The sequence below is a fragment of the Cohnella yongneupensis genome (assembly GCF_042655785.1).
Taxonomy (GTDB): domain Bacteria; phylum Bacillota; class Bacilli; order Paenibacillales; family Paenibacillaceae; genus Cohnella; species Cohnella yongneupensis.
Genome location: NZ_JBHSNC010000055.1, coordinates 44,789 through 67,733 on the forward strand (window position 1 = coordinate 44,789; position 22,945 = coordinate 67,733).

Sequence of the window (22,945 nt, forward strand, 5' to 3'; positions counted from 1 at the left end):
GCGGGGGTAGAAATATGCGTTGGAAAGTCGCCCTACTTACAGCAAGCGACAAAGGCTCGCGCGGGGAACGGGAAGATACGAGCGCCCAGGTGGTTCGGGAGCTGGTGGAGGAAGAGATCGGCGGCGATATCGTCGATTATCGGATCGTGCCCGACGATCAGGACGAAATTCGCGCCGCGCTAATCGAGATGGCGGATTATTTCCAGGCCGATCTGGTATTGACTACGGGCGGTACGGGACTGGGACTGCGGGACGTAACGCCGGAAGCTACCTTGATGATCGCCGAGCGCGTCGTTCCCGGCATGGCGGAAGCGATGCGCGCCGCGGAGATGCAACGTTCCCGCAAAGGGATGCTGTTCCGGGGCGTATGCGCGATCCGCGGCAATACGTTGATCTTGAATTTGCCCGGCGATCCTAAAGGCGTAAGCGAGCATCTTATGGCCGTGATGGATATGCTGCCCGAAGCCTTGGAACTGGTCAAGGGCATGCGAAAGGACAAAGCCTGATGGCGGACGCTTTCGATCCTTCGCCGCAGTCGGAGTCGCGGACGACTCGCATCAGCGATTCGTTCGTTCGCGAGGTCAGAACGGAAGACGCGATCGGCATGGTGCTTGCGCATGACCTGACGCAGATCTTGCCCGGGCAGTTCAAAGGCAGGTTGTTCCGCAAAGGGCATGTGGTCGCGCCGGAGGACATTTCGAGGCTGAAAGATATCGGCAAAGAAAATTTGTACGTCATCGAGCTTGCGGCGACCGATCTTCACGAGGACGACGCGGCGCATCGTATGGCGATCGCTTTAGGCGGCGAACATACGGTATATGGGGAACCGCATGAAGGCAAAGTCGCGCTTAAGTCGAGTATCCAAGGGCTGGCTTGCATAGACCGCGAAGTCGTGGACGAGATTAACCGGCTAAGCGACATCGCGCTGGCGTCGGTAACGACTCATCGAGTCGTGCAACCTGGCGATACGGTCGCGGCAACGCGCGCGATTCCGCTGATCGTTCCGGAGCTCAAGGTGCAAGCGGTAGAACGGATCGCGGAGCGCTACCGCGAGCGGCACGGCGCGTACCCGATCCGCGTGCGTCCGCTCCGTCCGATGAAAGCGGGCTTGCTGACGACGGGTACGGAAGTATTCACCGGGCGCATCGTCGACAAGTTCGGACCCGCCGTGCGCGCGAAGCTAGAAGCGCTCGGTTCCGAAGTCGCCGAGCAACGTTTCGTCCCTGACGATAGACAAACAATTGTCAAGGATATTCACTATTTCCTGCATCAAGGGTATGATATGATACTTGTGACGGGCGGGATGTCGGTCGATCCGGACGATCGTACGCCGGGGGCCATCGCGGCCGCGGGTACGGATATCGTCAGCTACGGAACGCCGATGCTGCCAGGATCCATGCTGCTGATAGGCTATTTGCGCGGCGTGCCGATTTTCGGCTTGCCCGGATGCGTCATGCACGATCCTTATACGTCATTCGATGTGTTGTTGCCGCGTATATTGGCAGGAGATACGATCGTTAAAGAAGATATCGTCGGTATGGGCTATGGTGGACTGTATCGTTAACTGAATACGCGCCATTCAATGGAGTACAACGAGATTATGAACGGAGGTAAGGGATATGTCCGGTATTGGAGCTTCAGGTATTATTTTGCTCGTGTTGATCGCCCTGTTGTTGTTCGGACCGAATAAGCTGCCTGAATTGGGTCGCGCGTTCGGCAAGACGCTTCGCGAATTCAAGAAGGGCGCCAACGATCTCATGGAAGAGCCTAAGGAGCAACGCACGGCTAACGCTAGCCGCGTGGATGTCACCCCGCAGGTAGACGAACTGCCGAAAGTCGAACGCCGTCTTCCGGAGTAACCGATATTTCAAGCATACGAGCAGGGGCTGTCTCTCAAGCAGTAAATCTACTGCGAACGGGGCAGCCCTCTTGTCGCATGGAGGAAGCCAGACATGAATCAAACCCCAGAAGCCCAGCGCGATGACGAATGGATGCCGATAACGGACCATCTGGGCGAGCTGCGCAAAAGGATAATCTACATACTCGTCGTTTTCGTCCTCGGGCTCGTCGGGGGATTGTTCGGCGCTAAGCCGGCTTTCGATTATTTCGTCGCGGCGGCGCCGGTCGACAATCTCGATCTGCACGTGTTCTCCCCATGGGATGCGATCGGGCTATATATGAAGTTCGCCATTCTGATCTCTCTGATCGTCGCTCTCCCGTTCGCTATCTTCCAATTATGGTCGTTCGTTAAACCAGCGCTTGGCAGACAAGAACAGAAGGCGACGCTTCGATACGTGCCCGGGGCGTTGTTCATGTTCCTGCTCGGATTGTCGTTCGCCTATTACGTCGTCTTTCCGATGGCTTATTTATTTACCGCCAAAGTTACGAAAAGCATGGGCCTGAGCGAGACGTACGGCGTGACGCAGTATTTCGACTTCTTGTTCAATATCTTGTTGCCGATCTCGCTGTTGTTCGAATTGCCGCTCGTCATCTTGTTCCTGACGCGAATCGGGATATTGAATCCGTTCCTGTTAGTCAAAATGCGCCGCGTAGCTTGGTTCATTATGGCCTTTATCGGGGTGACGATCACGCCCCCTGACGCGATCTCGGATTTGCTGGTGGCGATCCCGCTTATTCTGCTGTACGAACTAAGCGTACTATTGTCCAGAGCGGCTTATCGCAAGCGTATCGCGGCCCGCGAGGCTAGAGAAGCCAAGCTTTCCGAGTCCTGATTCGGAGTATGAACCATCGTTCGGACTCCGCCCTGATTAACAACAGAATGTGCCAAATTTCGATATGCCAATAGGCAAATTTATGATACAATCTATCCAAGAAAGGGCTTTCAGGAGCTAATCAGGAGGAATGGGCACATGCGCAATATGACAATAGGTCGTAAATTGGCGATCGGCTACGCGGGTATCGTATTGTTGTTGGTTATCGGGTTCATCTTGATCGTGTCGGGCGTGAAAATGTCGGAACACGGCGCGTTGTTCACTGAGCTCATTATTATTTTCGTCGCGATCGCAGGGCTTAGCGGTTTCGGAACTCTGTGGCTTACGCGCAATTTGTCCGGATCGATCGGCCACGTTACGTCCGCGCTTCGTAATATCGCTTCTTCGGGCGGTGATTTGACCCGGAGAATTCACGTTAACGCTTCGGACGAGATCGGCGATCTCGCGAACGCGGCAAACCAGATGCTCGACGGGCTGCAGAAGACGATGAAAGAGTTCCGGGAGAGCACGGCAGAGCTTGCGGCCTCCGCGCTGCAGCTTCAACAAGGGGCCAACGAGAACGCTCGCGTGAGCAGCCAAGTATCGAAAGCGGTAGAGAAAGTAGCTGCCGGCTCCGAGACGCAAGTAGCCCAATCGCAGGAAATTACGGCCGTCATGCAGGAAACGCTAGACGGGCTGAATCAAGTCGCTTCGACGACGACGGGCGTATCCGACGCGGCGCAGACGACGGTAAGCAACGCGGAAGCGGGCTCGGAGCTGCTCAGGACGACATCGGCCGAAATTTCCGAAGTAGAGACGGCGTTCCGTTCGCTTCAGGAAATCGTCAGAGGGCTGAATCACAAATCCGAGCAAGTACGCGAAGTTATCGGTTACATATCCGAAGTATCGAACCAGACGAACTTGCTTGCGCTTAACGCGGCAATCGAAGCGGCGCGCGCCGGCGAACACGGTCGCGGTTTCGCGGTCGTCGCAGGCGAGATTCGCAAGCTCGCGGATCAGACGCAACAGTCGGCCGTTCAAATCGGCGATACGATCGGCACGATGTCCGGCGATATCGGCAAAGTAACCGCCATGTTCGAGCAAAGCGCGGGTCAAGTGTTCTCCGCGGTGTCCGGCATGCGCAATGCGGAAGAGACTTTCCGCAACATCGTCGGCAAAGTCGGCCAGTTGACCAGCAACATCGTCGACGTTGCCGCCTCCGTCGAGCAAATGACGGCAGGCAGCGCCTCCGTCGTCCAATCGATCCAAGACATTGCTCGCATCACGGAAGAGACGGCTTCGTTCACGGAGCAAGTATCCGCGATGACCGAGCAGCAGCTATCGTCCACGGAAGAGATGGCTCGCACGGCTGAACGCCTTAGCAACATGGCTACCAGACTGAAAGGCTTGGTAGGAAACTTCAAGACGTAACGATCGTCTCGAACGCAACTAATTGAATGAGCCGGCTACGATTGGGATACAATGGAAATTGTACCAGCTTGGTGCGGGTCCGCAGCAGATGCGGATCCGCATTTTTTTATTTCGGATTAACGTAAAGGGACTTGAAAACAGCACCTAAAATAAGTATCATAGAAAATGGTTATTAGCACTTAACACAATCGAGTGCTAACGGTGAAGAACACCATCTCAACACCTATTTAAGAAGGAGGCTATTTTCATGATCAAACCTTTGGGTGACCGCGTACTTGTAGAAGCAAGCGCGAAAGAAGAAAAGACGCTTAGCGGAATCGTATTGCCGGATACGGCGAAAGAGAAGCCGCAAGAAGGAACGATTATCGCTGTAGGCGTTGGCGCGTTGAACAAAGACGGCGGACGGATCGCATTGGAAGTTAAAGTCGGCGACCGCGTTTTGTTCTCCAAATATGCAGGAACAGAAATCAAGTACGAGGGTAAAGAATACTTGATTATGAAAGAAAGCGACATCCACGCGATCGTAGGCTAATTTTCCTGTGGATCGGATCGTTCATACAGCCGTATAACGGCACATAAGCTCAGAATTTAAGGGAGGGTACTTATAACGATGGCTAAGGAAATCAGATTTAGCGAAGATGCTCGCCGCGCGATGCTTCGCGGCGTAGACGCTCTTGCGAACGTTGTTAAAGTGACGCTTGGACCGAAAGGCCGTAACGTCGTATTGGAGAAAAAATTCGGATCCCCGCTGATCACGAATGACGGCGTAACGATCGCCAAAGAAATCGAGCTCGAAGATTCGTTCGAGAACATGGGCGCTCAACTCGTTAAAGAAGTAGCGACCAAGACGAACGACATCGCCGGCGACGGCACGACGACGGCTACCGTACTTGCCCAAGCGATGATTCGCGAAGGCTTGAAGAACGTAACGGCAGGCGCTAACCCTATGGTTATCCGCAAAGGGATCGACAAAGCGGTTAGAGCAGCGGTAGAGAAATTGCAAGAGATCTCCAAACAAGTAGAAGGCCGTAACGACATCGCGCAAGTTGCCGCGATTTCCGCCGCGGACGACGAAGTCGGTCAATTGATCGCCGACGCGATGGAGAAAGTCGGCAAAGACGGCGTTATTACCGTCGAAGAATCGAAAGGCTTCCAAACCGACCTTGAAGTGGTCGAAGGGATGCAATTCGATCGCGGCTACATTTCCCCGTACATGATCACGGACACGGACAAGATGATCGCTGTTCTCGACAACCCGTACATCTTGATTACGGATAAGAAAATCACGAACATCCAAGAGATTTTGCCTGTGCTTGAGAAAGTCGTTCAATCCGGCAAGCAGCTCTTGATCATCGCGGAAGACGTCGAAGGCGAAGCGCAAGCTACGCTGATCGTGAACCGTCTGCGCGGCACGTTCACTTGCGTTGCGGTTAAAGCGCCTGGCTTCGGCGATCGTCGCAAAGCGATGCTGCAAGATATCGCTGCTCTTACCGGCGGCCAAGTGATCACGGAAGAGCTCGGTCTCGAGCTCAAATCAACGAGCGTACAACAACTCGGTACCGCTCGCCAAATTCGCGTATCCAAAGAAAACACGATCATCGTTGACGGCGCTGGCGATCCGGCTGATATCAAAGCTCGCGTTAGCCAAATCAGATCGCAAATCGAAGAAACGACTTCGGACTTCGACCGCGAGAAGCTGCAAGAGCGTCTGGCTAAATTGTCCGGCGGCGTAGCGGTAATCAAAGTCGGCGCAGCGACCGAAACCGAGCTCAAAGAGCGTAAGCTTCGCATCGAGGATGCGCTTAACGCAACTCGCGCGGCCGTTGAAGAAGGTATCGTATCCGGCGGCGGAACGGCGCTCGTTAACGTATACAGCGCTGTTGCGGCAGTCAAAGCAGAAGGCGACGAGAAGACTGGCGTCAACATCATTCTTCGCGCGCTGGAAGAGCCGATCCGTACGATCGCGGCTAACGCGGGCCAAGAGGGCTCCGTTATCGTCGAGCGTCTGAAGAAAGAAGCGGTCGGCACCGGCTACAACGCGGCAACCGGCGAATGGGTCAACATGTTCGAAGCGGGCATCATCGATCCGGTTAAAGTTACGCGCTCCGCGTTGCAAAACGCAGCATCCGTAGCGGCCGTATTCTTGACGACCGAAGCGGTTATCGCCGACAAGCCTGAGAAGGACAAAGGCGCCGGCGGAATGCCTGGCGGCATGGGCGGCATGGGCGGCATGGACATGATGTAATCGGCAACGATTGAAGAAAGCTTTCCCGGAGTGCACCCGGGAAAGCTTTTTTTCTATTATTTACTGTTATGTTCAAGGGGCTCGGCTGGGTGTATAATTTGCCAATCTACATAACTCGGCTTTATCATTATGATCGAACACCGGAGATGAGCACCTATGAACCGAATGCGATTGTTGCAAGCGTATCATCCGATCGTCCTTACGTTAATCGTCGGCCATGGTTTATCGAGAATCGCTTCTTCGATGAGCTTGCCGTTCCTAGCGTTGTATTTGGCGAACACGACGGATATGAGCCCGATGATGATCGGCGTCGTAGCGGGAGCCGGTCCGCTCGCTGGCACGGTCGGCGGATTTTTCGGAGGCGCCTTGTCCGACAGGTTCGGTAGACGAACGATCATGTTCACCGCTTTAGTGCTGTGGAGCTTCGTGTTTTTCGGCTTCTCGATTGCTAACCAGCCCGTCTTGTTTTTACTTCTGAACCTTACGAACGGATTGTGCCGCTCCTGGTTCGAGCCGGTCGCGCAAGCGCTGATGGCTGACTTGACCGAGCCCGAGAAACGTTTTCGCGTCTTCTCGATGCGGTATATGGCGGCGAATATCGGCGTAGCCGTAGGGCCGATGCTTGGCGCATGGTTGGGGGTAGGAAACGGTTCGTTGCCGTTTTTAGTGACCGGTTCGATCTACGTACTCTATGGTATCATTCTGTATTCGTTGTTCCTGTCGTTCGGCATTCGTAAAATCGAAGGCGCGAAAAAAGCGAGCGTAACGATTGCTTCGGCATGGGATGTCATTCGCCGGGATCGCGTGTTGAGACTGTTCCTGCTCGGCGCGATCGTCGTCGGAATCGCCTACTGTCAAATGACCGTCACATTGTCCCAGTTCGTGGAGGGCAACTTCAAGCAGGGCGTCCACCTGTTCGCGATGCTCATGAGCGCGAACGCGTTAACCGTCGTCACGTTGCAAATTCCGTTGTCTTCGTGGGCTGAGAAGTATGCGCCGATCAAATCCATTCATGTAGGCAACGTGTTATTCGCGGCCGGATTGATAGGTTTCGCTATATCGGGAAGCTGGGTAGCTCTTGTCGTCTCGATGATCGTGTTCACGATGGGCGAGATTTTGAACTATCCGGCGGGGACGTTGCTGATGGACAAGCTTGCGCCGGAAGGGCTAAGGGGGACGTATTACGGGGCACAGTCACTCGGTAACTTCGGTCAATTCATCGGTCCTATGCTAGGCGGGTTTTTGTTGGACGCTTACGGGGGAACGACGTTATTCCTCTTTATGGGCTGCATCGTCTTGAGCGCGTCGTATTTCTACCAGGCAGGGCAACGAAGATTAGAAACTAGACCGGTATAAAATATAACCCGCGCTCCGGATTACGGAAGCGCGGGTTTTTGTATTATTTGCGGCTCGCGGCGAACTCCTCCCGAATGCGGGCGAGCAATGCTGCGTCGATAAGCACCTCGAGCGCCGTTAACGCCAGCATCTTCGCGCCAAACGCCATCGCGTCGTACGCGGGCGCCAGTTGGGCGGCATCGCGGAACTCTACCGTATGCAGGTTGTATGGCTGATCGACGACCTGTATGAACGGATGGATCGCCGGACATCTAAGCGATACGTTACCGAGATCGAGCGAGCCATGATCTTCGGCATCGTGGATATGTTCCGGAGCGATGCCTGCTTCGAGCAAATTAGCGGTGAAGACGGCGGATAACGCTTCGTTCGTGCGCAGCTCGTCGTACGAGTATTCGTAATTGCTGACGGTAACCGTGCAGCCGGTCGATAGCGCGGCGGCGTCCGCGCAAGCTTTCACTTTGCGGGACAGCTTGTCGGTGTAGGCGCGCGATGCCGAACGGACGTAAAATTGCGCGGACGTATAATCCGGAATAATGTTCGGTGCCTGTCCGCCGGCGTTGATAATGCCGTGAATGCGCGTATCGCTGCGCGTCTGCTGACGTAGCGCGGCAACGCCGTTGAACAGCTGAATGACGGCATCGAGCGCATTGACGCCTAGATCGGGATTGGCTGCGGCATGGGCTGCTTTGCCGTGGAATTCGAATTGCAAAGCGTCCATGGACAGCGAGCTGCCCGAACGCTCGTGGCGGTGATAGGGATGCGCCATGAGGGCGACATCGCAATCGTCGAACAGCCCGGCTGCGGCCATATCCACTTTCGCGCCTTTCGTCTCCTCCGCGGGCGTGCCGTAGACGCGAATCGTTCCTCCGGCTTCATCGGCTACCGCCCGCAATCCGGCTGCCGCGCCGAGCGTCATCGTGCAAATGAGGTGGTGACCGCAAGCATGTCCGAGCTCCGGCAACGCGTCGTATTCGGCGAGCAAGGCGACGATCGGTCCAGGCTTGGCGGAGCGGTATTCCGCGATGAATGCGGTATGTAAGCCTAGTGTGCCGCGCTCGACCGTATAGCCGAGCGATTCAAGCTCGGCCGTAAGCATGGCGGAAGCTTGGACTTCCTCGTGTCCGAGCTCCGGATGCGCGCCTATGAAGCCGGCGATCTCCTTCAGCTTCGGCGCGTAGGCGCTAATCTTCTCTTGAATCGTATTCTTCAGGTCGTGCATCGAGCCATCTCCTTCGGCGTGGTCGGCCTATATCTTCTTATCCATCGTATCGCGTCCTCAACATGCAAGCAAGTTGTCGTAATTTCATAGTCAGAATGACACGATTTCGCATTAAAAATGATTAAAGCGCTGTGTTATGTTGTCCTTGTGTCGTATATTTAAAGATGAGGTGAGCGCTTTGATTCGGATAGGCATGTTGAGCTATTGGCACGTGCACGCGGAGGATTATACTCGTCAAGTGCTAGGCAATCCCGATACGGAAATCGCGGCGATCTGGGATGAAGACGCGGCGCGCGGCGCTGCTAAGGCGGACAAATACGGCGTGCCGTTCATCGCGTCGCTCGACGACTTGCTCGCGCGCGAAGATATAGACGCGGTCGTAGTCGACGCACCGACCAACATTCACCGCGAGGTGATGGTCAAGGCGGCTCGGGCGGGCAAACACATTTTCACGGAGAAGGTCGTGGCTCCTACGTACGCGGAAGTACGCGACATCGTGAGCGCGGTTAAGGAAGCAGGCGTTAAGCTGACGGTATCGTTGCCGTGGCTCTACAAAAATATGACAAAGGCGATTCAAGAGGTCGTTAACGGGGGAGCGCTAGGCCAATTGACGTTGGCGCGCGTGAGATTGTCTCATAACGGCGGTATCGCGAACTGGTTGCCGGAACATTTTTACTCGCTGGAACAATGCGCCGGAGGCGCGCTCATCGATTTGGGCTGTCATCCGATGTATCTTGTCCGTCGGTTTCTGGGCATGCCGGAATCGGTTAGCGCGACTTTCGGCTATGTTACGGGACGCGAAGTCGAAGACAACGCGGTATCCATTCTGAAATACGCGAGCGGCGCGGTCGGCATTGTCGAAGCGGGCTTCGTAAACAGCCACTCTCCATTCTCGATCGAGCTTCACGGTACGGAGGGGACGTTGCTGTACGGCTTCTCGGACGGCAAGCTGCACGTGCGGAGCAACAGAGACGGAGGCTGGAGCCAGATCGAATTGCCGAGCGAGGATCCGTCGGCGTTAGACCAATGGGTACAGCACGTTCAGAACGATACGGAAGCGACCGACAATATCGAGATCGCCGTAGATTTGACGAGGCTGATGGAAGCTTCGAATTTGTCTAACCGCTCCGGACGCGCGATAGAGATCAGCGAGCTGCAATAGAGAACTACCCGGCGCATAGAATTCGAGAAGGAGCGAAGCCCATGGACAACGAGCTGGATAACGCCAAGAAGAAGGACCGGAAGCCGGCAAGCAGCGCCAGCCCGTTTCCCTACGCGCGAATGGACAAGAAGCCCTACGCGTTGGATCGGCTGGATTTGCAGTTCCGCTGGGGCGGTTATCGCATTCGGGTGCTCCGCTGCCATCTCGTTCATTTTAGCCCGGGTCATATCGTTAATTTCCATAAGCATTCGGAGTTCGAGTTCCACTTCATCCCGAAAGGGAAGGGCAAAGTCATTATCCGCGATCAGACGTACGACTTGCACGAGGGGCTGTTCTATCTAACAGGGCCGGATGTCGTCCACTACCAGGAATCGGATCCCGACGACCCGATGGACGAGTTATGCCTGCATTGCGATTTTGCCCTGATAGATGACAATCCCGAAACGGGGCTGAACTGGGGAGACGCGCTGGAAGTCGAGGAAGCGAAGGAGTGCATAGCCGCGATACGGGCCATGCCCGGTATGCCCATGGCTGACCGGTTCAACGCGATGAACGGGTTTCTGGAAGCTTATCGTGCTTGGGAAGAGCAACCGCTCGGCTACTATACGCAGATCAAGCAGGCGATCGTTCAGATTTTGCTTCGCTCGGTGCGGGTGTTCGACAATCGTTCCGTTCAGCGCGGCATACCGGAGCGGGATATGAACTTCCACCGTTACCAGATGGCGACGCAATACATTCGCGATAACGAGAGCATGCCGATCAGCTTGGAGCAAGTCGCGGACAGAATTAACGTCAGCCCTAGGCAGCTTCAGCGTATTTTCCGCAGCGAAGGACAGACGACGTTCCGGGATTACCTCGAGCATGTGAGGTTGACTCTAATTTGCTCCGAGTTGATTCAGACCGATAAGGCGATCGAGGAGATCGCGGTAGAGCACGGTTACGCGAATCCGAACTACTTATATCCGGTGTTCAAAAATAAATTCGAGGTTACGCCGTCCGTCTACCGCCGCATGCATGCGGCATCGGCCGAGACGGAAAGGGAGAGGGAGAGAGCACATGAGTAAACAGTTGAGAATCGGCATTATCGGGAGCGGAGGCATTGCCAGAGCGCACGTCTCGGCTTATCGTAAGCTTCCTTTTGTAGAGATCGTCGCCGTAGCGGACGTCATTCCGGGCAAAGCGCAGCAATTCGTAGAAGCCGAGAAGCTTACGGGCGCCGCAGCCTACGACGGACACAAGCTGCTGCTTGAACAAGAGCTGGACGCGGTAAGTATTTGTACGCCTAACGTCTCCCACCACGTCACAACCGTCGACGCGCTTCGCGCGGGCAAGCAAGTGCTGCTCGAGAAGCCGATGTCCGTTACGTTCCAAGAAGCGCTGGAGATGACCCAGGTCGCTCGCGATACGGGCAACATGCTGACGATCGGTTTCCAGCCTCGTTACGATCCGAACATGAAGCTGCTGCAACAGATCGTTCAATCCGGACGCCTCGGCAAAGTGTACTACGCGGAGACGGGCGGCGGACGCCGTCGCGGGATGCCGGGCGGCACGTTCATCAGCAAGCAGCTGGCCGGGGCGGGCGCGATGGCCGATATCGGTTGTTATTCGCTCGACATGGCGCTTAATGCAATGGGGTATCCGAGACCGATCACCGTATCGTCGTTCACGTCGAATCATTTCGGCACGAACCCGCTCTATCATCGCGAGGCGAGCAAGTTCGAGGTCGAGGACTTCGGCGTGGCGATGGTCCGCTTCGAGAACGATCTCGTGCTCCAATTCAAAATTTCGTGGGCGATGCACATGGATACGCTCGGCGCGACGATGTTCCTCGGCACGGACGCGGGGCTTAAAGTAACGCCGGCAGGCAGCGGTCCTTGGTCCGGCGTATGGGACGGCTCGGTCGGATCGATCACGCTGTTCCACGACGAATACGGCGGACATACGAATACGCCGATCCCGCTTATCGGGCATCAGCTTAATTTGTTCGACGAGAAAGTAAGAGACTTCGCCGAAGCGGTGAGAGACGGACGTCCGGCACCGATTCCAGGCGAGCAAATTCTTATCCAGCAAGCGATTATCGACGGCGTGCTACGCTCGGCGGAAGCCCGTCGCGAAGTGGCGATCGAGCTGCCTTAACGGTCGACAGAGCCGCATGAATCGTTCTCTATTTGATTTGACTTACAGAATGAAACAGGGCTCGCCGCTTACGCGGCGGGCTTCTTTTATGTGTGTTTCGATTAAGCTGACTAAACTGTAAAGACAAGAAGAGAGGCCTTGGATAGGCCTCTCTTCGGCGATGCGTCTAATCGGTTATTGAGCAACTTGCTCCGTAGTTTTCTGCTCCGGCAAGTGCGAGGCGACGACTTGATAGATCGTCACCTTGTTGCCGACGATCGGTCCGTTGGCGGCTTCGCCAGCAGCCGCCGCTCCGTGACCATGCCCATGTCCGTGACCGTGACCGTGGTTTGGCTTAGCAGACTGTTCCGACTCTTGCACGGACGCTTCCGCGCGGCGCGCGTGGGCATGACGGAACGAATCGCTGTTCGCCCAAGCTTGGAAATGTTCTTCCTTCTCCCAAGTCGTGCATACCCGAATTTCTTCGGTTCCTTCGGAAGTCGCGGCGTGCAGGACGTCCATCCGGACGAATCCAGGGAACGTGTGCACGCTCTTCGGCGTCCGGAAACGTTCCATTACGGCTTCGGCGAAGCCGGTGCGTACCTCGATGCGGTTTTCGACTACGATCATGTTCGAACTTCCTTTCTCTTCCGCGGGATAAAGTGATTTCAAATAAGTAACGACTTCCTTCGCTTGTGCTCCGCCCATTAGCGCGTGTTGCAGAAGCGGAATGCCATGAGGGCCTTTCGCATGCAGCAACGACGGATATCGAGAGAGCGCCGAACGGACGATTCCAAGCTCGCCTAACATGGCCGCGGCGAATAGATCAAGCCTAGCGCCCTGGCTCAGCAGCCACTCCGCGATATCGCGCCGCCCGACGTGAGCGGCCGCGCCTAGCGCCGTCTCCCAATCCCCGCCGTTCCAATTCATAGTCGCATGAAGCAACTCGGGCTCTTGCGCCAACATAGTCTGAACTTTGTCCAAGTCCGCATGGGCTGCCCCGACGAACGCTCTTACTAACTCTTGCGGAAGTGCCGCCATAGCCTATTCCTCCCCTGATTGAGACGGTAATGCCGATACGCCGCAAGGCAGGCACACCGGTATGCCATCGTCTACATATACTTTCGCTTCGATGCCGAACACTTCGCGGAAGAAGTCCGCTTTGAATAATTCGGCCGGTTGGCCTTGCCGGACGATTTTGCCTTGCTTCATCGCGACGATCCGGTCGCAATAACGCGCGGCTTGATTCAGGTCGTGAAGCACCATAATAACCGTAATCCCTTGTTGCCGATTCAAAGTACGGACGAGCTCCATCAATTCCAATTGGTGCGCGATATCCAAATACGTCGTAGGCTCGTCGAGCAATAACGTACTGGGAGTTTGGGCCATACACATCGCGAGCCAAGCGCGCTGGCGTTCGCCGCCGGACAACGCCAGCAACGATCGTTCCTGTAGCTTGGTCATGCTCGTCACCTGCAACGCCCAATCGACGATAGTCTCGTGTTCGCCTCGGCATTCTTCGTACCAGCGCAAGTGCGGGTTGCGTCCACGGCGGACAAGATCGCGCACCGTGATGTCGAGCCCCGGCTCTTGGATCTGCATAAGCATCGTCAATTGCCGGGCGATCGCTTTGCGGCTCATATCGGCCATGTCGCGATCGTTCATGGTAACGGTGCCTTGCTGCGGCTTCGCCAGCTTGGCAAGCAAGCGTAGCACGGTCGACTTGCCGGAGCCGTTCGGTCCGACGATCCCGAGCCATTCGCCCGCGTTAACCTTGAGGTCGAATCCGTTCACGATCGGTTCGGTCGGCCGGTAGCCGTACTTCAGTCCTGTAGCGACAATCGCGGAGCTCAACGGGCTAACCCCCTTCGCAGCAAGTAGAGGAAGAACGGCGCGCCGATTAACGCGAGCAAGATGCCTACCGGGAATTCGATCGGATCGAACCAACTGCGGGCTGCCGTATCCGCCGCGATGACGAGCGTAGCTCCTCCGATCGCGGACAAAGGCAATAGGATGCGATAATCGCTCCCGGAAACCATCCGGATGATGTGCGGCATGACTAAGCCGACGAATCCGACCATCCCGACGATGCTGATCGCGGCGCCCGCCAAGAAGGCGGATACCGCGACGATAAGCAACCTACCGATCTCCACGCGGCTGCCGAGGAGCTTAGCCGCATCGTCGCCGAACACGAGCAGATTGGCTTGCTTGATCAGCAGGAGTGAAGCGATGCCGCCGACGATCGCGTAAGGAAGCAACGTCTCGAAGTGCGGCCAGCTTCGGCCGTTCAGGCTACCGGAAATCCAGGGCAACACGGATTGCACTTTCTCGCTGTTAACAATCATCAAGGCGGTCATTGCCGCCCCGAGCAAAGAGTTAACCGCGACGCCGGCGAGCACGAGTCGAAGCGGAGAAGCGCCGCCTCGCCACGCTAATAGATAGACGACCGCCGACGCGACGATCGCTCCTCCGAATGCGGAGATCGGCAGAAAAGCGATCTGCGCGGGATACAAGATCATGATGACGACCGCCGCCAGCCCTCCGCCGGCCGAGACGCCGATAATGCCCGGATCGGCTAGCGGATTGCGGAATATGCCTTGCAGGAACGCGCCGGAGATCGCAAGACAACCGCCGGCGAGCATTCCCGTCAATATGCGGGGAAGCCGCAAATTCCATACGATTTGTCTAGCTTCCGAATCGTCCGCATGGAAGAGCGCGGTCCATACGTCATGCGCAGGTATCGAGATCGCGCCTGTCATGAGCGAGAGGAGCGCAACGAGCAACAGTAAGGCGACGGCCGCGATTAACAGCGAAGTGTTACGGGCGAGCTTCGACGAACGCGTCTTTCGTTGCGCGGGCGACCGAGAAGCAACTGTGGTAGTGGCTTCCATTCGTTATTTCGCCTGAAGCAGCAGCTTATTCATCGCCTCGATCGCTTGAGGGGCTCTGATGCCGGGATTCACGGTGAACAGCTCCGACGGCAAAACTTCGAAATTGTCGTTTTTCACGGCGGTTAAGTTTTTCCATGCATCATTGGTTTCGAATTCCTTTTTGAAGCTGCTTTTAACTTCAGCGGCATCGCCGTGAGCGATGAACAGAATAATATCCGGGTTTGCCGCGACGATGCGCTCAAGGCTGAGCTCCGCGTATTGCGGCATCGTATCCATCTTAGGGAAGTTGGAGGCAACGTTCGTGCCGCCGGCCAGTTCCAAGAAGTTGCCTGGGTAGCTGGTCGGCAGCGCGACGACAAAGCTGCCCGGCGCGCCATAGACGATTAAAGCTTTCGGAGCGACTTTCGGTTTGACGAGCGAAGCAACGGACGCGTCCATGAACTTGATCAATTGCGCGGCTTTCGCTTCTTGGCCGAGCACGCGGCCGTAGAGTTGGATGGACGCTTGAATTTCCGTGAACGTATTGTGCGAATTGAACAACACTTGCGCTCCGAGCTTCTCGATCGTCGCTTTTTGCGTGGCAAGCGCCGGGCTTGCAATGACGAGCTCCGGTTTCGTCGCGGCGAGATTTTCGAACAGGATGCCGTGCGTGCTGCCGATTTCCGGCACGTTTGCCGCCTCGGCAGGCAGGACCGGTCCGAGCGCAGTCGGGCGTCCGACGACCGTGCCGCCGAGCGCATAGATGATTTCCGTGTCGGAGGAGGACAACGTCGCAATCCGCTTAGGTTTAGCTTTCAAAGTGAAAGGACCGGTGCTCGTATTGACGGTTAGCGTGCTGGTGATCGCGACAGTCGAGCTAGATTGAGTATATGAGACCCATTTGCCGAACGATTCCGATAGGAGGCGAAGCGGGACGTACGCTTTGTTGTCGACGAGCAGGGGAGCGGCGTTCAGCGTCGTGCTCGCTCCGTTTATGTATGCGGTTTTCGATCCGATCGTCACCTTGACGGTCGTGTCGCCGCGAACCGCGGTAACCGTCTTTGTTTTGCTATCCCATGAAGCCGTACCGCCAAGCGCTTTCACGATTCCTGCATAAGGGACGAGAGTTGTGCCTTTGACGATGCGAGGCGCGTTGTCCAGCGATACTGCTTTGCCGTCCAACGTCACTTTTATTTCGGGGCTTGCGGCTTTTGCGGGTTGGCTAGTGCCGATCGCAAGCGGAGCTATTAGAGCTGCAGCGAGTAATAGACGGATGATTCCTTTGTGAAACACGATACCACTCTCCTAAATAATAATGAAAATCAATCTCAATTACACAAACCGATTATATTGAGAATGATTTTCATTGTCAATAATAATTTTGGAGAAAGATGGGTTTGAGAACGCCGCGCCAATGCGCTACACTGAGACAAGATTATTTTTCAACGATACTTCGCACGGAAGGGAACGAACGATCAGATGAACGGAAACTTATCGCTCTTGGACGCTTTTTACAACACGAAATATCAAGTTTCCGGGAATAGCAGACGGAATATACAAGTATTGAAAGACGCTATTATGGACGTAGACGGTAACATGGAAAGCGATATTTATGGCGGGGGCAAGCTGATCGAAGATTTCGAAGCCAAAATCGCGAGGCTTCTTGGCAAACCATCGGCGGTGTTTTTCCCGAGCGGGACGATGGCGCAGCAAATCGCATTAAGAATATGGTGCGACCGGCAAGGTATTCATAAGGTGGCATACCATCCGCTCAGCCACTTGGAAATCCACGAACAGGGCGGTCTCAAAGAGCTTCACCGCATCGAATCCGTGCTGATCGCGGACAAAGACAGGACGATCCGGTTGGAAGACGTATTGCGGATGAAAGACGATGTCGCTTGCTTGCTGCTCGAACTGCCGCAACGCGAAATCGGAGGCCAGCTGCCGCCCTACGAGGAGCTTGAAGCCATCTCCGCGCATTGCCGAAGCAAAGGGATTAAGTTGCATCTGGACGGCGCCCGGTTGTTCGAAGTTTTACCGTATTACGGCAAGTCGGCATCCGAAATATGCAGTTTGTTCGACAGCGTCTACGTTTCTTTCTACAAAGGCTTAGGCGGAATCGCCGGGGCGATTTTGGCCGGCGAACAAGATTTCACGACGCTATCGAAAGTGTGGAAAAGAAGGCACGGCGGAGATCTGATCAGCTTGTACCCGTATATCTTGAGCGCGGATCAAGCCTTCGATCTGCGACTGGCGAGGATGGAGCAATATTACCGAGACGCGGTCGAACTGGCCGAACTGTTCAACGCCTGCCATTCTATTGCGACTAAACCGCTCGTTCCGGTATCCAATATGTTTCACGTGCATGCGGAGGCGCCGAAAGAAAAGCTCGAAGCAGCTCTAAGCGCCTTATGCGAGGAGACGGGAATCGGATTGACCGCCTGGGTGTCGGCCGTAGGCGATACGGCAAGCTACTTCGAAGTGAGTATCGGGGATCGATATGCGGCCATTCCGAAAGAAGAGCTTAAACGAGCGTTTCTGGCATTGGATGCGAAAATGAAAAGCATTAGCTAAACTAGCGAAAACAGCCATGCACCCTGCCCAAATCGGCGAGGGTGTTTTTTTAGAGCTACTAACCTATTTTCTTTGATTATTTCGCGTATTATGTCGAATAAAAGTGCTATATTTGTATCAAGAGTTATTGAAATTATCTTCGATGTCAGGCTGAAGAGGCGAGGCATTCATGCAGCACATACATGGTACCTATAATTATTCGCTCGTTCTTGTATCCTATTTGATCGCGGTGGTAGCTTCGTATGCCGCGTTGGACTTCGCGGGAAGGGTCAGCGCGGCGAAAGCGGGCGTAAGCCGCTTTTTTTGGCATGTCGGCGGGGCGACCTTCATGGGCATCGGAATTTGGTCGATGCACTTCGTCGGCATGCTGGCGTTCACCTTGTCCGAACCGGTATCGTACGACATCGCTTGGGTCGTCATTTCCGTCGCCGTCGCGATACTGGCTTCCATCGTCGCGTTGGAAGTCGTCGGGACGAAAAATCTCTCGGTAAGACGGCTTTTGATCGGCGGGTTACTGATGGCCGCGGGCATCGTTGCGATGCATTATTCCGGGATGGCCGCGATGAACGTACATATTCATTACGACGCGGGTTGGTTCGCCTTGTCCGTCGTTATAGCCATTATCGCGTCGATCGCGGCGCTGGCACTGGCTTTCAGATTTCGCAGCGCGCATTCGTGGAAGGCGGTTCTCTATAAAATAGGCAGCGGATTGATCATGGGCGCCGCGATCACGGGCATGCATTATACCGGCATGGCTGCCGCTCATTTCCAGAGGGAAAGCGGAGGTGTACCTTCCGCCGTCGCCGCTATGAATCAAGAAGTGCTGGCGTACGTCACTGCCACGGGGACGTTCTTGGCGTTGGCAATCGCGATACTCGGGGTATTTCTCGATAAACGGCTATCCAGCAAGGACGATGCGCTATACGAGCACGGCAAATGGTATAAATCGTTATACGAGAACCATACGGACAGTATCGTCACGATCGATATCCAAGGCATCATCATCGACGTAAACCCCGCGTTCCAATCGATTACTGGACAACTCCCGGGACAGTTCTTGGGCCATCCGATCATGGACTTAGCGGATGTATTCGCGGAAGAGAAGCGCGAGAAAGCCCGCTTATGGCTCATTCAGGCGATGCGCGATACGCAAGTGAAAAGGCTGGATACGGTCGTAAGTCATCTGTCCGGCCAGCAAGTGCATCTGAACGCGATGAGCGTTCCCGTTACGATCGACGACGAAGTAAAAGGCACTTATTTGATCTTTAGGGATGTTACCGAGGAGAAACGCTCCAAGGAACAAATCAAGCATCTGGCTTATCACGACGAGCTAACGCGCTTGCCGAACAGGCGGATGGTCAATCTTACGCTCGAAAAAACGATCAAGCACAGCGAGGCGTCGGCTTCGCGCTTCGCCGTCATGGTCATCGATATCGACAGGTTTAAGCTGATTAACGATTTGCTTGGCCATGCTTACGGGGATCTCTTCCTCCAGCAAGTGACCGACCGGCTCCATCATGCGGCTTCCGGGATGAATTTGATGATCGGACGGATGGGCGGAGACGAGTTCACGGTCATTTGCCACGGCGATCCTATCGAGTCCGTTGCCGTTCGGGCCGCCGAGCGGATCATCGACGTCATTCAAATTCCGTACCGGCTTAAGGATAACGACTTTTACGTGTCGGCAAGCGTCGGCATCGCGCTCTATCCGGCGCACGGCGCTAACGTGCAGGATCTGCTAAAAAAGGCGGACGCCGCGATGTACGACGTAAAGCGCAAAGGGAAGAACGGTTACCGCTTCTACTCCGAGCAGCTTGACGAGCACCACCTAAGCAAGATAGAGCTGGAGAGCGATCTGCGCAAAGCGATCGAGCGCAACGAGCTCGTCCTCCATTACCAGCCGCAAATAAATGCGCGCCAAGACCGCATTATCGGTGTCGAAGCGCTGTTAAGGTGGAAGCACGCGGAGAAGGGACTCGTCCCTCCGGGCCAATTCATTCCGGTAGCCGAAGAGGCCGGCATTATCGGGGAGATCGGCGAATGGACGATGCGGGAAGCTTGCCGGCAAATGAAGCAATGGCAATCGCAATACGGCTGGCGAATTCCGGTATCCGTGAATTTATCCTCGCAGCAATTTTTGGATGACGGACTAGTCGAACAGGTCGCGGAAATTTTGCGGGAGACGGAGCTCGATCCTTCGTATTTGGAGCTGGAAATCACGGAAAGCGTCATGATGGACGCCTCGCGTTCAAGCCCGATTTTGAACGAGTTGACGGAGATGGGCATTCACCTCAGCCTGGACGACTTCGGAACCGGATACAGCTCGCTTAGTTACTTGCGCATGTTCCCGATCGAACGGCTTAAGATCGATCGTACGTTCATTCAAGAGATTACGGAGAGCGAGGACGACCGCGCGATCGTCGAGACGATTATTTCCATGGCTCGCCATCTCAAGATGAACGTAATTGCGGAAGGCGTGGAGACGAAGGAACAGCTCAAGCTGCTTCTGGAGAACGGATGCGAGGATATACAAGGGTATTACTTCAGCAAGCCGTTGCCCGCGGAAGAACTGGAAACCTTCGTTCAGGCGATGAGATCGAGCGGGGGAGACGTTTAAGTTTGTGACCAAGCCGGAACTCGTCTGCATAATCGTCCAAGTCCCCTCATATGCATGAACCATGGATTAACCAATGTGCAGAGGGGTGGATCGCATGCGTCGCCGGATTACATGGATCACCGCTCTTGCCCTACTCATGACCGTCGTGTTAGCGGGTTGCGGGGGCAAGAATGCGGATTCGATCGTCAAGGACCTGGACAAAGTAGTCAGCAAGATGGAAAGCTATCAAGGCAGCGGCACAATGACCTTACATACGGGACAGCAGCCGCAGACGTACAAAGTGGAAGTATGGTACCAGAAGCCGGACTACTATCGGATTTCGCTAACTAACGAGAAGCGCGACATTACGCAAATCGTCCTTCGCAACAACGAAGGAGTGTTCGTCCTCACGCCTCAACTGAACAAGAGCTACCGGTTCCAAAGCGACTGGCCGAAAAACCAAGGCCAAGTGTACTTGTACCAGACGCTCATCCAAAGCATCGTGATGGATAACTCCAGGCAGTTCACGACCGATAAGGACGCGTACGTGTTCGACGTTATGGCCGCCAATTATCAGAACGGTTCGTTCGCTAGGCAGAAAATTTGGCTCGATCAGGATACGTACAAACCGAGACACGTAGAAGTAACCGACACGAACGCGCAAAAAATGGTCGAAGTTACGTTCGACACGTTCGAATTCGGCACGAAGTTCGAAAACTCGGCGTTCGATATGAATCAGAACATGGACGGACCGAAGGCTAAGCCATCCGATTCCGCCGGACAAAGCCCAAGCCCCGACAGCAACGGTCAGCCGGATGCTTCCAACGCGCCGGATGCTTCTCCGGACAACCAAACGACGGGACAACAAGACGACCCTACGACCGCGACGCCTCAAGAGAGCGTAACGATCGTCGAACCGGATCAAGAAGCGTTGCCGGTCGGCGTGCAATTGCTCGAACAACCTTCGGACATTCAGCTTGGCGAGAACATGGGCGTCATGCTGCGGTACTCCGGCGCTTACGACTTCACGATTCTCGAGATGGTATCCAGAGACGAAGCCGTATCGCTCATGAAAGGGTTGTCCGTCGATCTCGGATTCACGATGGGCCTCCTCGTCCAAGGCGAGACGAATTCACTGACCTGGACCTATAACGGTACCGAATACAGGCTGATCAGCGCCGATCTCGAGCCAGCGGATATGGTGAAGATCGCGCAATCTATGGATGAGACGTCTGGTAAATAAATCATGCCGAATGGAGGCCGATCGCAAGCAGATCGGCCTCTTTGCGTACCGGGGCTCCCAGGATAGGAAACGGTTGCCTGCGCCGCGAGCGTTGACAGGTGCGCCGCCTCCCGTTAACATTACTTTATTGTAGCATCAGCAGCAGGGAAGGTGAGCGGTCCGTGGACAGCTATTACCGGCCGACAGTGGCCGAGATTTCCCTCGATGCCCTAGAGAGCAATATCGGAGCGTTCCGCGATCATATGCCGCACGGGACGCGCTTGCTTGCGTCCGTTAAAGCAAACGCATACGGACACGGGGCAGTAGAGGTGGCACGCTCAGCCGTGCAAGCCGGCATCGATTATTTGGGCGTAGCGTTCCTCGACGAGGCGTTGCAGCTTCGCGCGGCCGGCATAGAAGCGCCGATCTTGGTGCTCGGATTTACGCCAGCGGAAGGGCTTCGCATCGCGCGAGATCAAGGGATCACGGTAACATTGTACAGGGATGACATACTCGAAGCGGCAGCCGCGCTTCCGTCGTCGGATAGAAAGCTTAAAGCACACGTTAAAGTAGATTCTGGCATGGGGCGCTTGGGCGTTCTTCCCGGGGAGCAAGCCGAACGATTTTTGGATCGGGCATTCGCCGCTCCCGGATTGGAGATCGAGGGACTTTACACGCATTACGCGCGCGCGGACGAGACCGATAAGCAGTATACGTTAATGCAGGCGGAACGCTTCGCCAGCGTCGTTAAGTACGTGGAGCGCAGCGGCAAACAAATTTCGATCGTCCATTCGGGCAATAGCGCGGCGGGCATCGATCTTCCGGAGCATGTCGGTAGTATGCTTAGGCTTGGCATCAGTATGTACGGCTATTATCCTAGCACGGAAGTGAACGGCGAACGAATCTCGTTGGAACCGGTGCTAACTTTGAAGACGTCGATCGTGCACGTCAAGCGATTGACCGCGGGCGAAGGTATCAGCTACGGTACGAGATACTTCACGCAGGGCGAGGAGACGATCGGCACGCTGCCGATCGGCTACGCAGACGGCTTCAGTCGCATGCTGACAGGCAAAGCGGAGGCGCTCGTACGAGGCAACCGGGTACCGGTGCTGGGCTCGATCTGCATGGACCAGTGCATGATCCGGCTGGACGATGCGGTTAAGTCTGGCGATACTGCCGTAGAGCCGGGCGAAGAAGCGGTATTGATCGGGCGTCAAGGCGATGCGAGCATCTCCGTGGAGGAGATCGCAGACAAACTCGGAACGATCAATTACGAAGTAACCTGCATGTTAGCCGCGAGAGTTCCGCGCGTCTATAAGCAAGACGGCCGGACAGTTGCCGTCACGAATCCGTTACTGGTATCATTTGGGTGACTAAAATTATCGTCATCGGGCAGGAAAGTAAGTTATATATCTAGAATGGTTACGAGAGGATTCGTATATTT

The 22,945-nt window shown here is 55.3% G+C and carries 20 protein-coding genes and 1 pseudogene; 15 read left to right on the plus strand and 6 right to left on the minus strand.

The window, feature by feature from the left end; all coding sequences use genetic code 11:
* The first annotated feature begins 14 nt into the window (after window positions 1-14).
* From ACFPQ4_RS19310 to ACFPQ4_RS19345, 8 genes are all read left to right on the plus strand, one after another.
* Window positions 15-506, plus strand: a complete 492-nt coding sequence (locus ACFPQ4_RS19310; RefSeq protein WP_378113535.1) for a MogA/MoaB family molybdenum cofactor biosynthesis protein — start codon at window positions 15-17, stop codon at window positions 504-506.
* Window positions 506-1,564 (plus strand): molybdopterin-binding protein, encoded by a 1,059-nt coding sequence (locus ACFPQ4_RS19315; protein WP_378113536.1) that lies wholly within the window; start codon window positions 506-508, stop codon window positions 1,562-1,564. The genes ACFPQ4_RS19310 and ACFPQ4_RS19315 overlap by 1 nt, the downstream gene beginning before the upstream one ends.
* A gap of 55 nt (window positions 1,565-1,619) precedes the next feature.
* The gene (gene tatA, locus ACFPQ4_RS19320; RefSeq protein WP_378113537.1) at window positions 1,620-1,859 is read left to right on the plus strand and encodes a twin-arginine translocase TatA/TatE family subunit; all 240 of its coding nucleotides are present in this window, start codon (window positions 1,620-1,622) and stop codon (window positions 1,857-1,859) included.
* 93 nt (window positions 1,860-1,952) lie between these two features.
* Window positions 1,953-2,732, plus strand: coding sequence for a twin-arginine translocase subunit TatC (gene tatC, locus ACFPQ4_RS19325; RefSeq protein WP_378113538.1), 780 nt, complete (start codon window positions 1,953-1,955; stop codon window positions 2,730-2,732).
* 138 nt (window positions 2,733-2,870) lie between these two features.
* A complete protein-coding gene (locus tag ACFPQ4_RS19330; RefSeq protein WP_378113539.1) occupies window positions 2,871-4,142 on the plus strand; it encodes a methyl-accepting chemotaxis protein in 1,272 nt (423 codons plus the stop codon).
* Between the two features lie 247 nt (window positions 4,143-4,389).
* Window positions 4,390-4,674, plus strand: a complete 285-nt coding sequence (gene groES, locus ACFPQ4_RS19335; RefSeq protein ID WP_378113540.1) for a co-chaperone GroES — start codon at window positions 4,390-4,392, stop codon at window positions 4,672-4,674.
* 78 nt (window positions 4,675-4,752) lie between these two features.
* Window positions 4,753-6,387, plus strand: a complete 1,635-nt coding sequence (gene groL, locus ACFPQ4_RS19340; protein ID WP_378113541.1) for a chaperonin GroEL — start codon at window positions 4,753-4,755, stop codon at window positions 6,385-6,387.
* A gap of 156 nt (window positions 6,388-6,543) precedes the next feature.
* Window positions 6,544-7,743, plus strand: a complete 1,200-nt coding sequence (locus ACFPQ4_RS19345) for an MDR family MFS transporter (RefSeq protein WP_378113542.1) — start codon at window positions 6,544-6,546, stop codon at window positions 7,741-7,743.
* A gap of 43 nt (window positions 7,744-7,786) precedes the next feature.
* On the opposite strand, the gene ACFPQ4_RS19350 is transcribed toward ACFPQ4_RS19345, so the two are convergent.
* Complete coding sequence (locus ACFPQ4_RS19350; RefSeq protein ID WP_378113607.1) at window positions 7,787-8,953, minus strand: M20 family metallopeptidase; 1,167 nt, start codon at window positions 8,951-8,953, stop codon at window positions 7,787-7,789.
* Between the two features lie 187 nt (window positions 8,954-9,140).
* Here ACFPQ4_RS19350 and ACFPQ4_RS19355 point away from each other — a divergent pair, with 187 nt between their 5' ends.
* From ACFPQ4_RS19355 to ACFPQ4_RS19365, 3 genes are read left to right on the plus strand one after another with little or no spacing between them, the layout of a single operon-like run.
* Window positions 9,141-10,124 carry a Gfo/Idh/MocA family protein gene (locus ACFPQ4_RS19355; RefSeq protein ID WP_378113543.1) on the plus strand — a complete coding sequence of 328 codons (984 nt, stop codon included), beginning with the start codon at window positions 9,141-9,143 and terminating at the stop codon, window positions 10,122-10,124.
* Window positions 10,125-10,165: 41 nt separating this feature from the next.
* Complete coding sequence (locus tag ACFPQ4_RS19360) at window positions 10,166-11,188, plus strand: AraC family transcriptional regulator (protein ID WP_378113544.1); 1,023 nt, start codon at window positions 10,166-10,168, stop codon at window positions 11,186-11,188.
* Window positions 11,181-12,260 (plus strand): Gfo/Idh/MocA family protein, encoded by a 1,080-nt coding sequence (locus ACFPQ4_RS19365; RefSeq protein WP_378113545.1) that lies wholly within the window; start codon window positions 11,181-11,183, stop codon window positions 12,258-12,260. Before ACFPQ4_RS19360 ends, ACFPQ4_RS19365 begins: the two co-directional genes overlap by 8 nt.
* 174 nt (window positions 12,261-12,434) lie before the next feature.
* Here ACFPQ4_RS19365 and ACFPQ4_RS19370 read toward each other — a convergent pair whose 3' ends face one another.
* From ACFPQ4_RS19370 to ACFPQ4_RS19390, 5 genes and pseudogenes are all read right to left on the minus strand, one after another.
* Window positions 12,435-12,869, minus strand: coding sequence for an antibiotic biosynthesis monooxygenase (locus ACFPQ4_RS19370; protein ID WP_378113608.1), 435 nt, complete (start codon window positions 12,867-12,869; stop codon window positions 12,435-12,437).
* A 30-nt stretch (window positions 12,870-12,899) separates the two neighbouring features.
* Window positions 12,900-13,280: pseudogene (locus ACFPQ4_RS19375) on the minus strand (ankyrin repeat domain-containing protein); the annotation flags it as partial.
* A gap of 3 nt (window positions 13,281-13,283) precedes the next feature.
* Window positions 13,284-14,093 (minus strand): ABC transporter ATP-binding protein, encoded by an 810-nt coding sequence (locus tag ACFPQ4_RS19380; protein WP_378113546.1) that lies wholly within the window; start codon window positions 14,091-14,093, stop codon window positions 13,284-13,286.
* On the minus strand, window positions 14,090-15,130 hold the full coding sequence (locus ACFPQ4_RS19385; RefSeq protein ID WP_378113547.1) for a FecCD family ABC transporter permease: 1,041 nt from the start codon (window positions 15,128-15,130) through the stop codon (window positions 14,090-14,092). The genes ACFPQ4_RS19380 and ACFPQ4_RS19385 overlap by 4 nt, the downstream gene beginning before the upstream one ends.
* Before the next feature lie 3 nt (window positions 15,131-15,133).
* Window positions 15,134-16,402, minus strand: coding sequence for an ABC transporter substrate-binding protein (locus ACFPQ4_RS19390; protein WP_378113548.1), 1,269 nt, complete (start codon window positions 16,400-16,402; stop codon window positions 15,134-15,136).
* A 186-nt stretch (window positions 16,403-16,588) separates the two neighbouring features.
* Here ACFPQ4_RS19390 and ACFPQ4_RS19395 point away from each other — a divergent pair, with 186 nt between their 5' ends.
* From ACFPQ4_RS19395 to alr, 4 genes are all read left to right on the plus strand, one after another.
* Window positions 16,589-17,683: a threonine aldolase family protein gene (locus ACFPQ4_RS19395; RefSeq protein WP_378113549.1), complete on the plus strand. Its 1,095-nt coding sequence runs from the start codon at window positions 16,589-16,591 to the stop codon at window positions 17,681-17,683.
* A 169-nt stretch (window positions 17,684-17,852) separates the two neighbouring features.
* Entirely contained in the window at window positions 17,853-20,300 is a 2,448-nt protein-coding gene (locus ACFPQ4_RS19400; RefSeq protein WP_378113550.1) for an EAL domain-containing protein, read from the plus strand.
* 94 nt (window positions 20,301-20,394) lie between these two features.
* Window positions 20,395-21,522: a LolA family protein gene (locus tag ACFPQ4_RS19405; protein ID WP_378113551.1), complete on the plus strand. Its 1,128-nt coding sequence runs from the start codon at window positions 20,395-20,397 to the stop codon at window positions 21,520-21,522.
* A gap of 161 nt (window positions 21,523-21,683) precedes the next feature.
* Complete coding sequence (gene alr, locus ACFPQ4_RS19410; RefSeq protein ID WP_378113552.1) at window positions 21,684-22,874, plus strand: alanine racemase; 1,191 nt, start codon at window positions 21,684-21,686, stop codon at window positions 22,872-22,874.
* Window positions 22,875-22,945: the final 71 nt, after the last annotated feature.

Bases quoted from the DNA above. Each gene is read 5' to 3' on its own strand.
- ACFPQ4_RS19385 (WP_378113547.1), bottom strand. From the start codon at position 15,130: ATGGAAGCCACTACCACAGTTGCTTCTCGGTCGCCCGCGCAACGAAAG.
- tatA (WP_378113537.1), top strand. From the start codon at position 1,620: ATGTCCGGTATTGGAGCTTCAGGTATTATTTTGCTCGTGTTGATCGCC.
- ACFPQ4_RS19405 (WP_378113551.1), top strand. From the start codon at position 20,395: ATGCGTCGCCGGATTACATGGATCACCGCTCTTGCCCTACTCATGACC.
- ACFPQ4_RS19400 (WP_378113550.1), top strand. From the start codon at position 17,853: ATGCAGCACATACATGGTACCTATAATTATTCGCTCGTTCTTGTATCC.
- ACFPQ4_RS19365 (WP_378113545.1), top strand. From the start codon at position 11,181: ATGAGTAAACAGTTGAGAATCGGCATTATCGGGAGCGGAGGCATTGCC.
- ACFPQ4_RS19330 (WP_378113539.1), top strand. From the start codon at position 2,871: ATGCGCAATATGACAATAGGTCGTAAATTGGCGATCGGCTACGCGGGT.
- ACFPQ4_RS19360 (WP_378113544.1), top strand. From the start codon at position 10,166: ATGGACAACGAGCTGGATAACGCCAAGAAGAAGGACCGGAAGCCGGCA.
- ACFPQ4_RS19395 (WP_378113549.1), top strand. From the start codon at position 16,589: ATGAACGGAAACTTATCGCTCTTGGACGCTTTTTACAACACGAAATAT.
- groES (WP_378113540.1), top strand. From the start codon at position 4,390: ATGATCAAACCTTTGGGTGACCGCGTACTTGTAGAAGCAAGCGCGAAA.
- tatC (WP_378113538.1), top strand. From the start codon at position 1,953: ATGAATCAAACCCCAGAAGCCCAGCGCGATGACGAATGGATGCCGATA.
- ACFPQ4_RS19345 (WP_378113542.1), top strand. From the start codon at position 6,544: ATGAACCGAATGCGATTGTTGCAAGCGTATCATCCGATCGTCCTTACG.
- ACFPQ4_RS19315 (WP_378113536.1), top strand. From the start codon at position 506: ATGGCGGACGCTTTCGATCCTTCGCCGCAGTCGGAGTCGCGGACGACT.
- ACFPQ4_RS19370 (WP_378113608.1), bottom strand. From the start codon at position 12,869: ATGATCGTAGTCGAAAACCGCATCGAGGTACGCACCGGCTTCGCCGAA.
- ACFPQ4_RS19310 (WP_378113535.1), top strand. From the start codon at position 15: ATGCGTTGGAAAGTCGCCCTACTTACAGCAAGCGACAAAGGCTCGCGC.
- groL (WP_378113541.1), top strand. From the start codon at position 4,753: ATGGCTAAGGAAATCAGATTTAGCGAAGATGCTCGCCGCGCGATGCTT.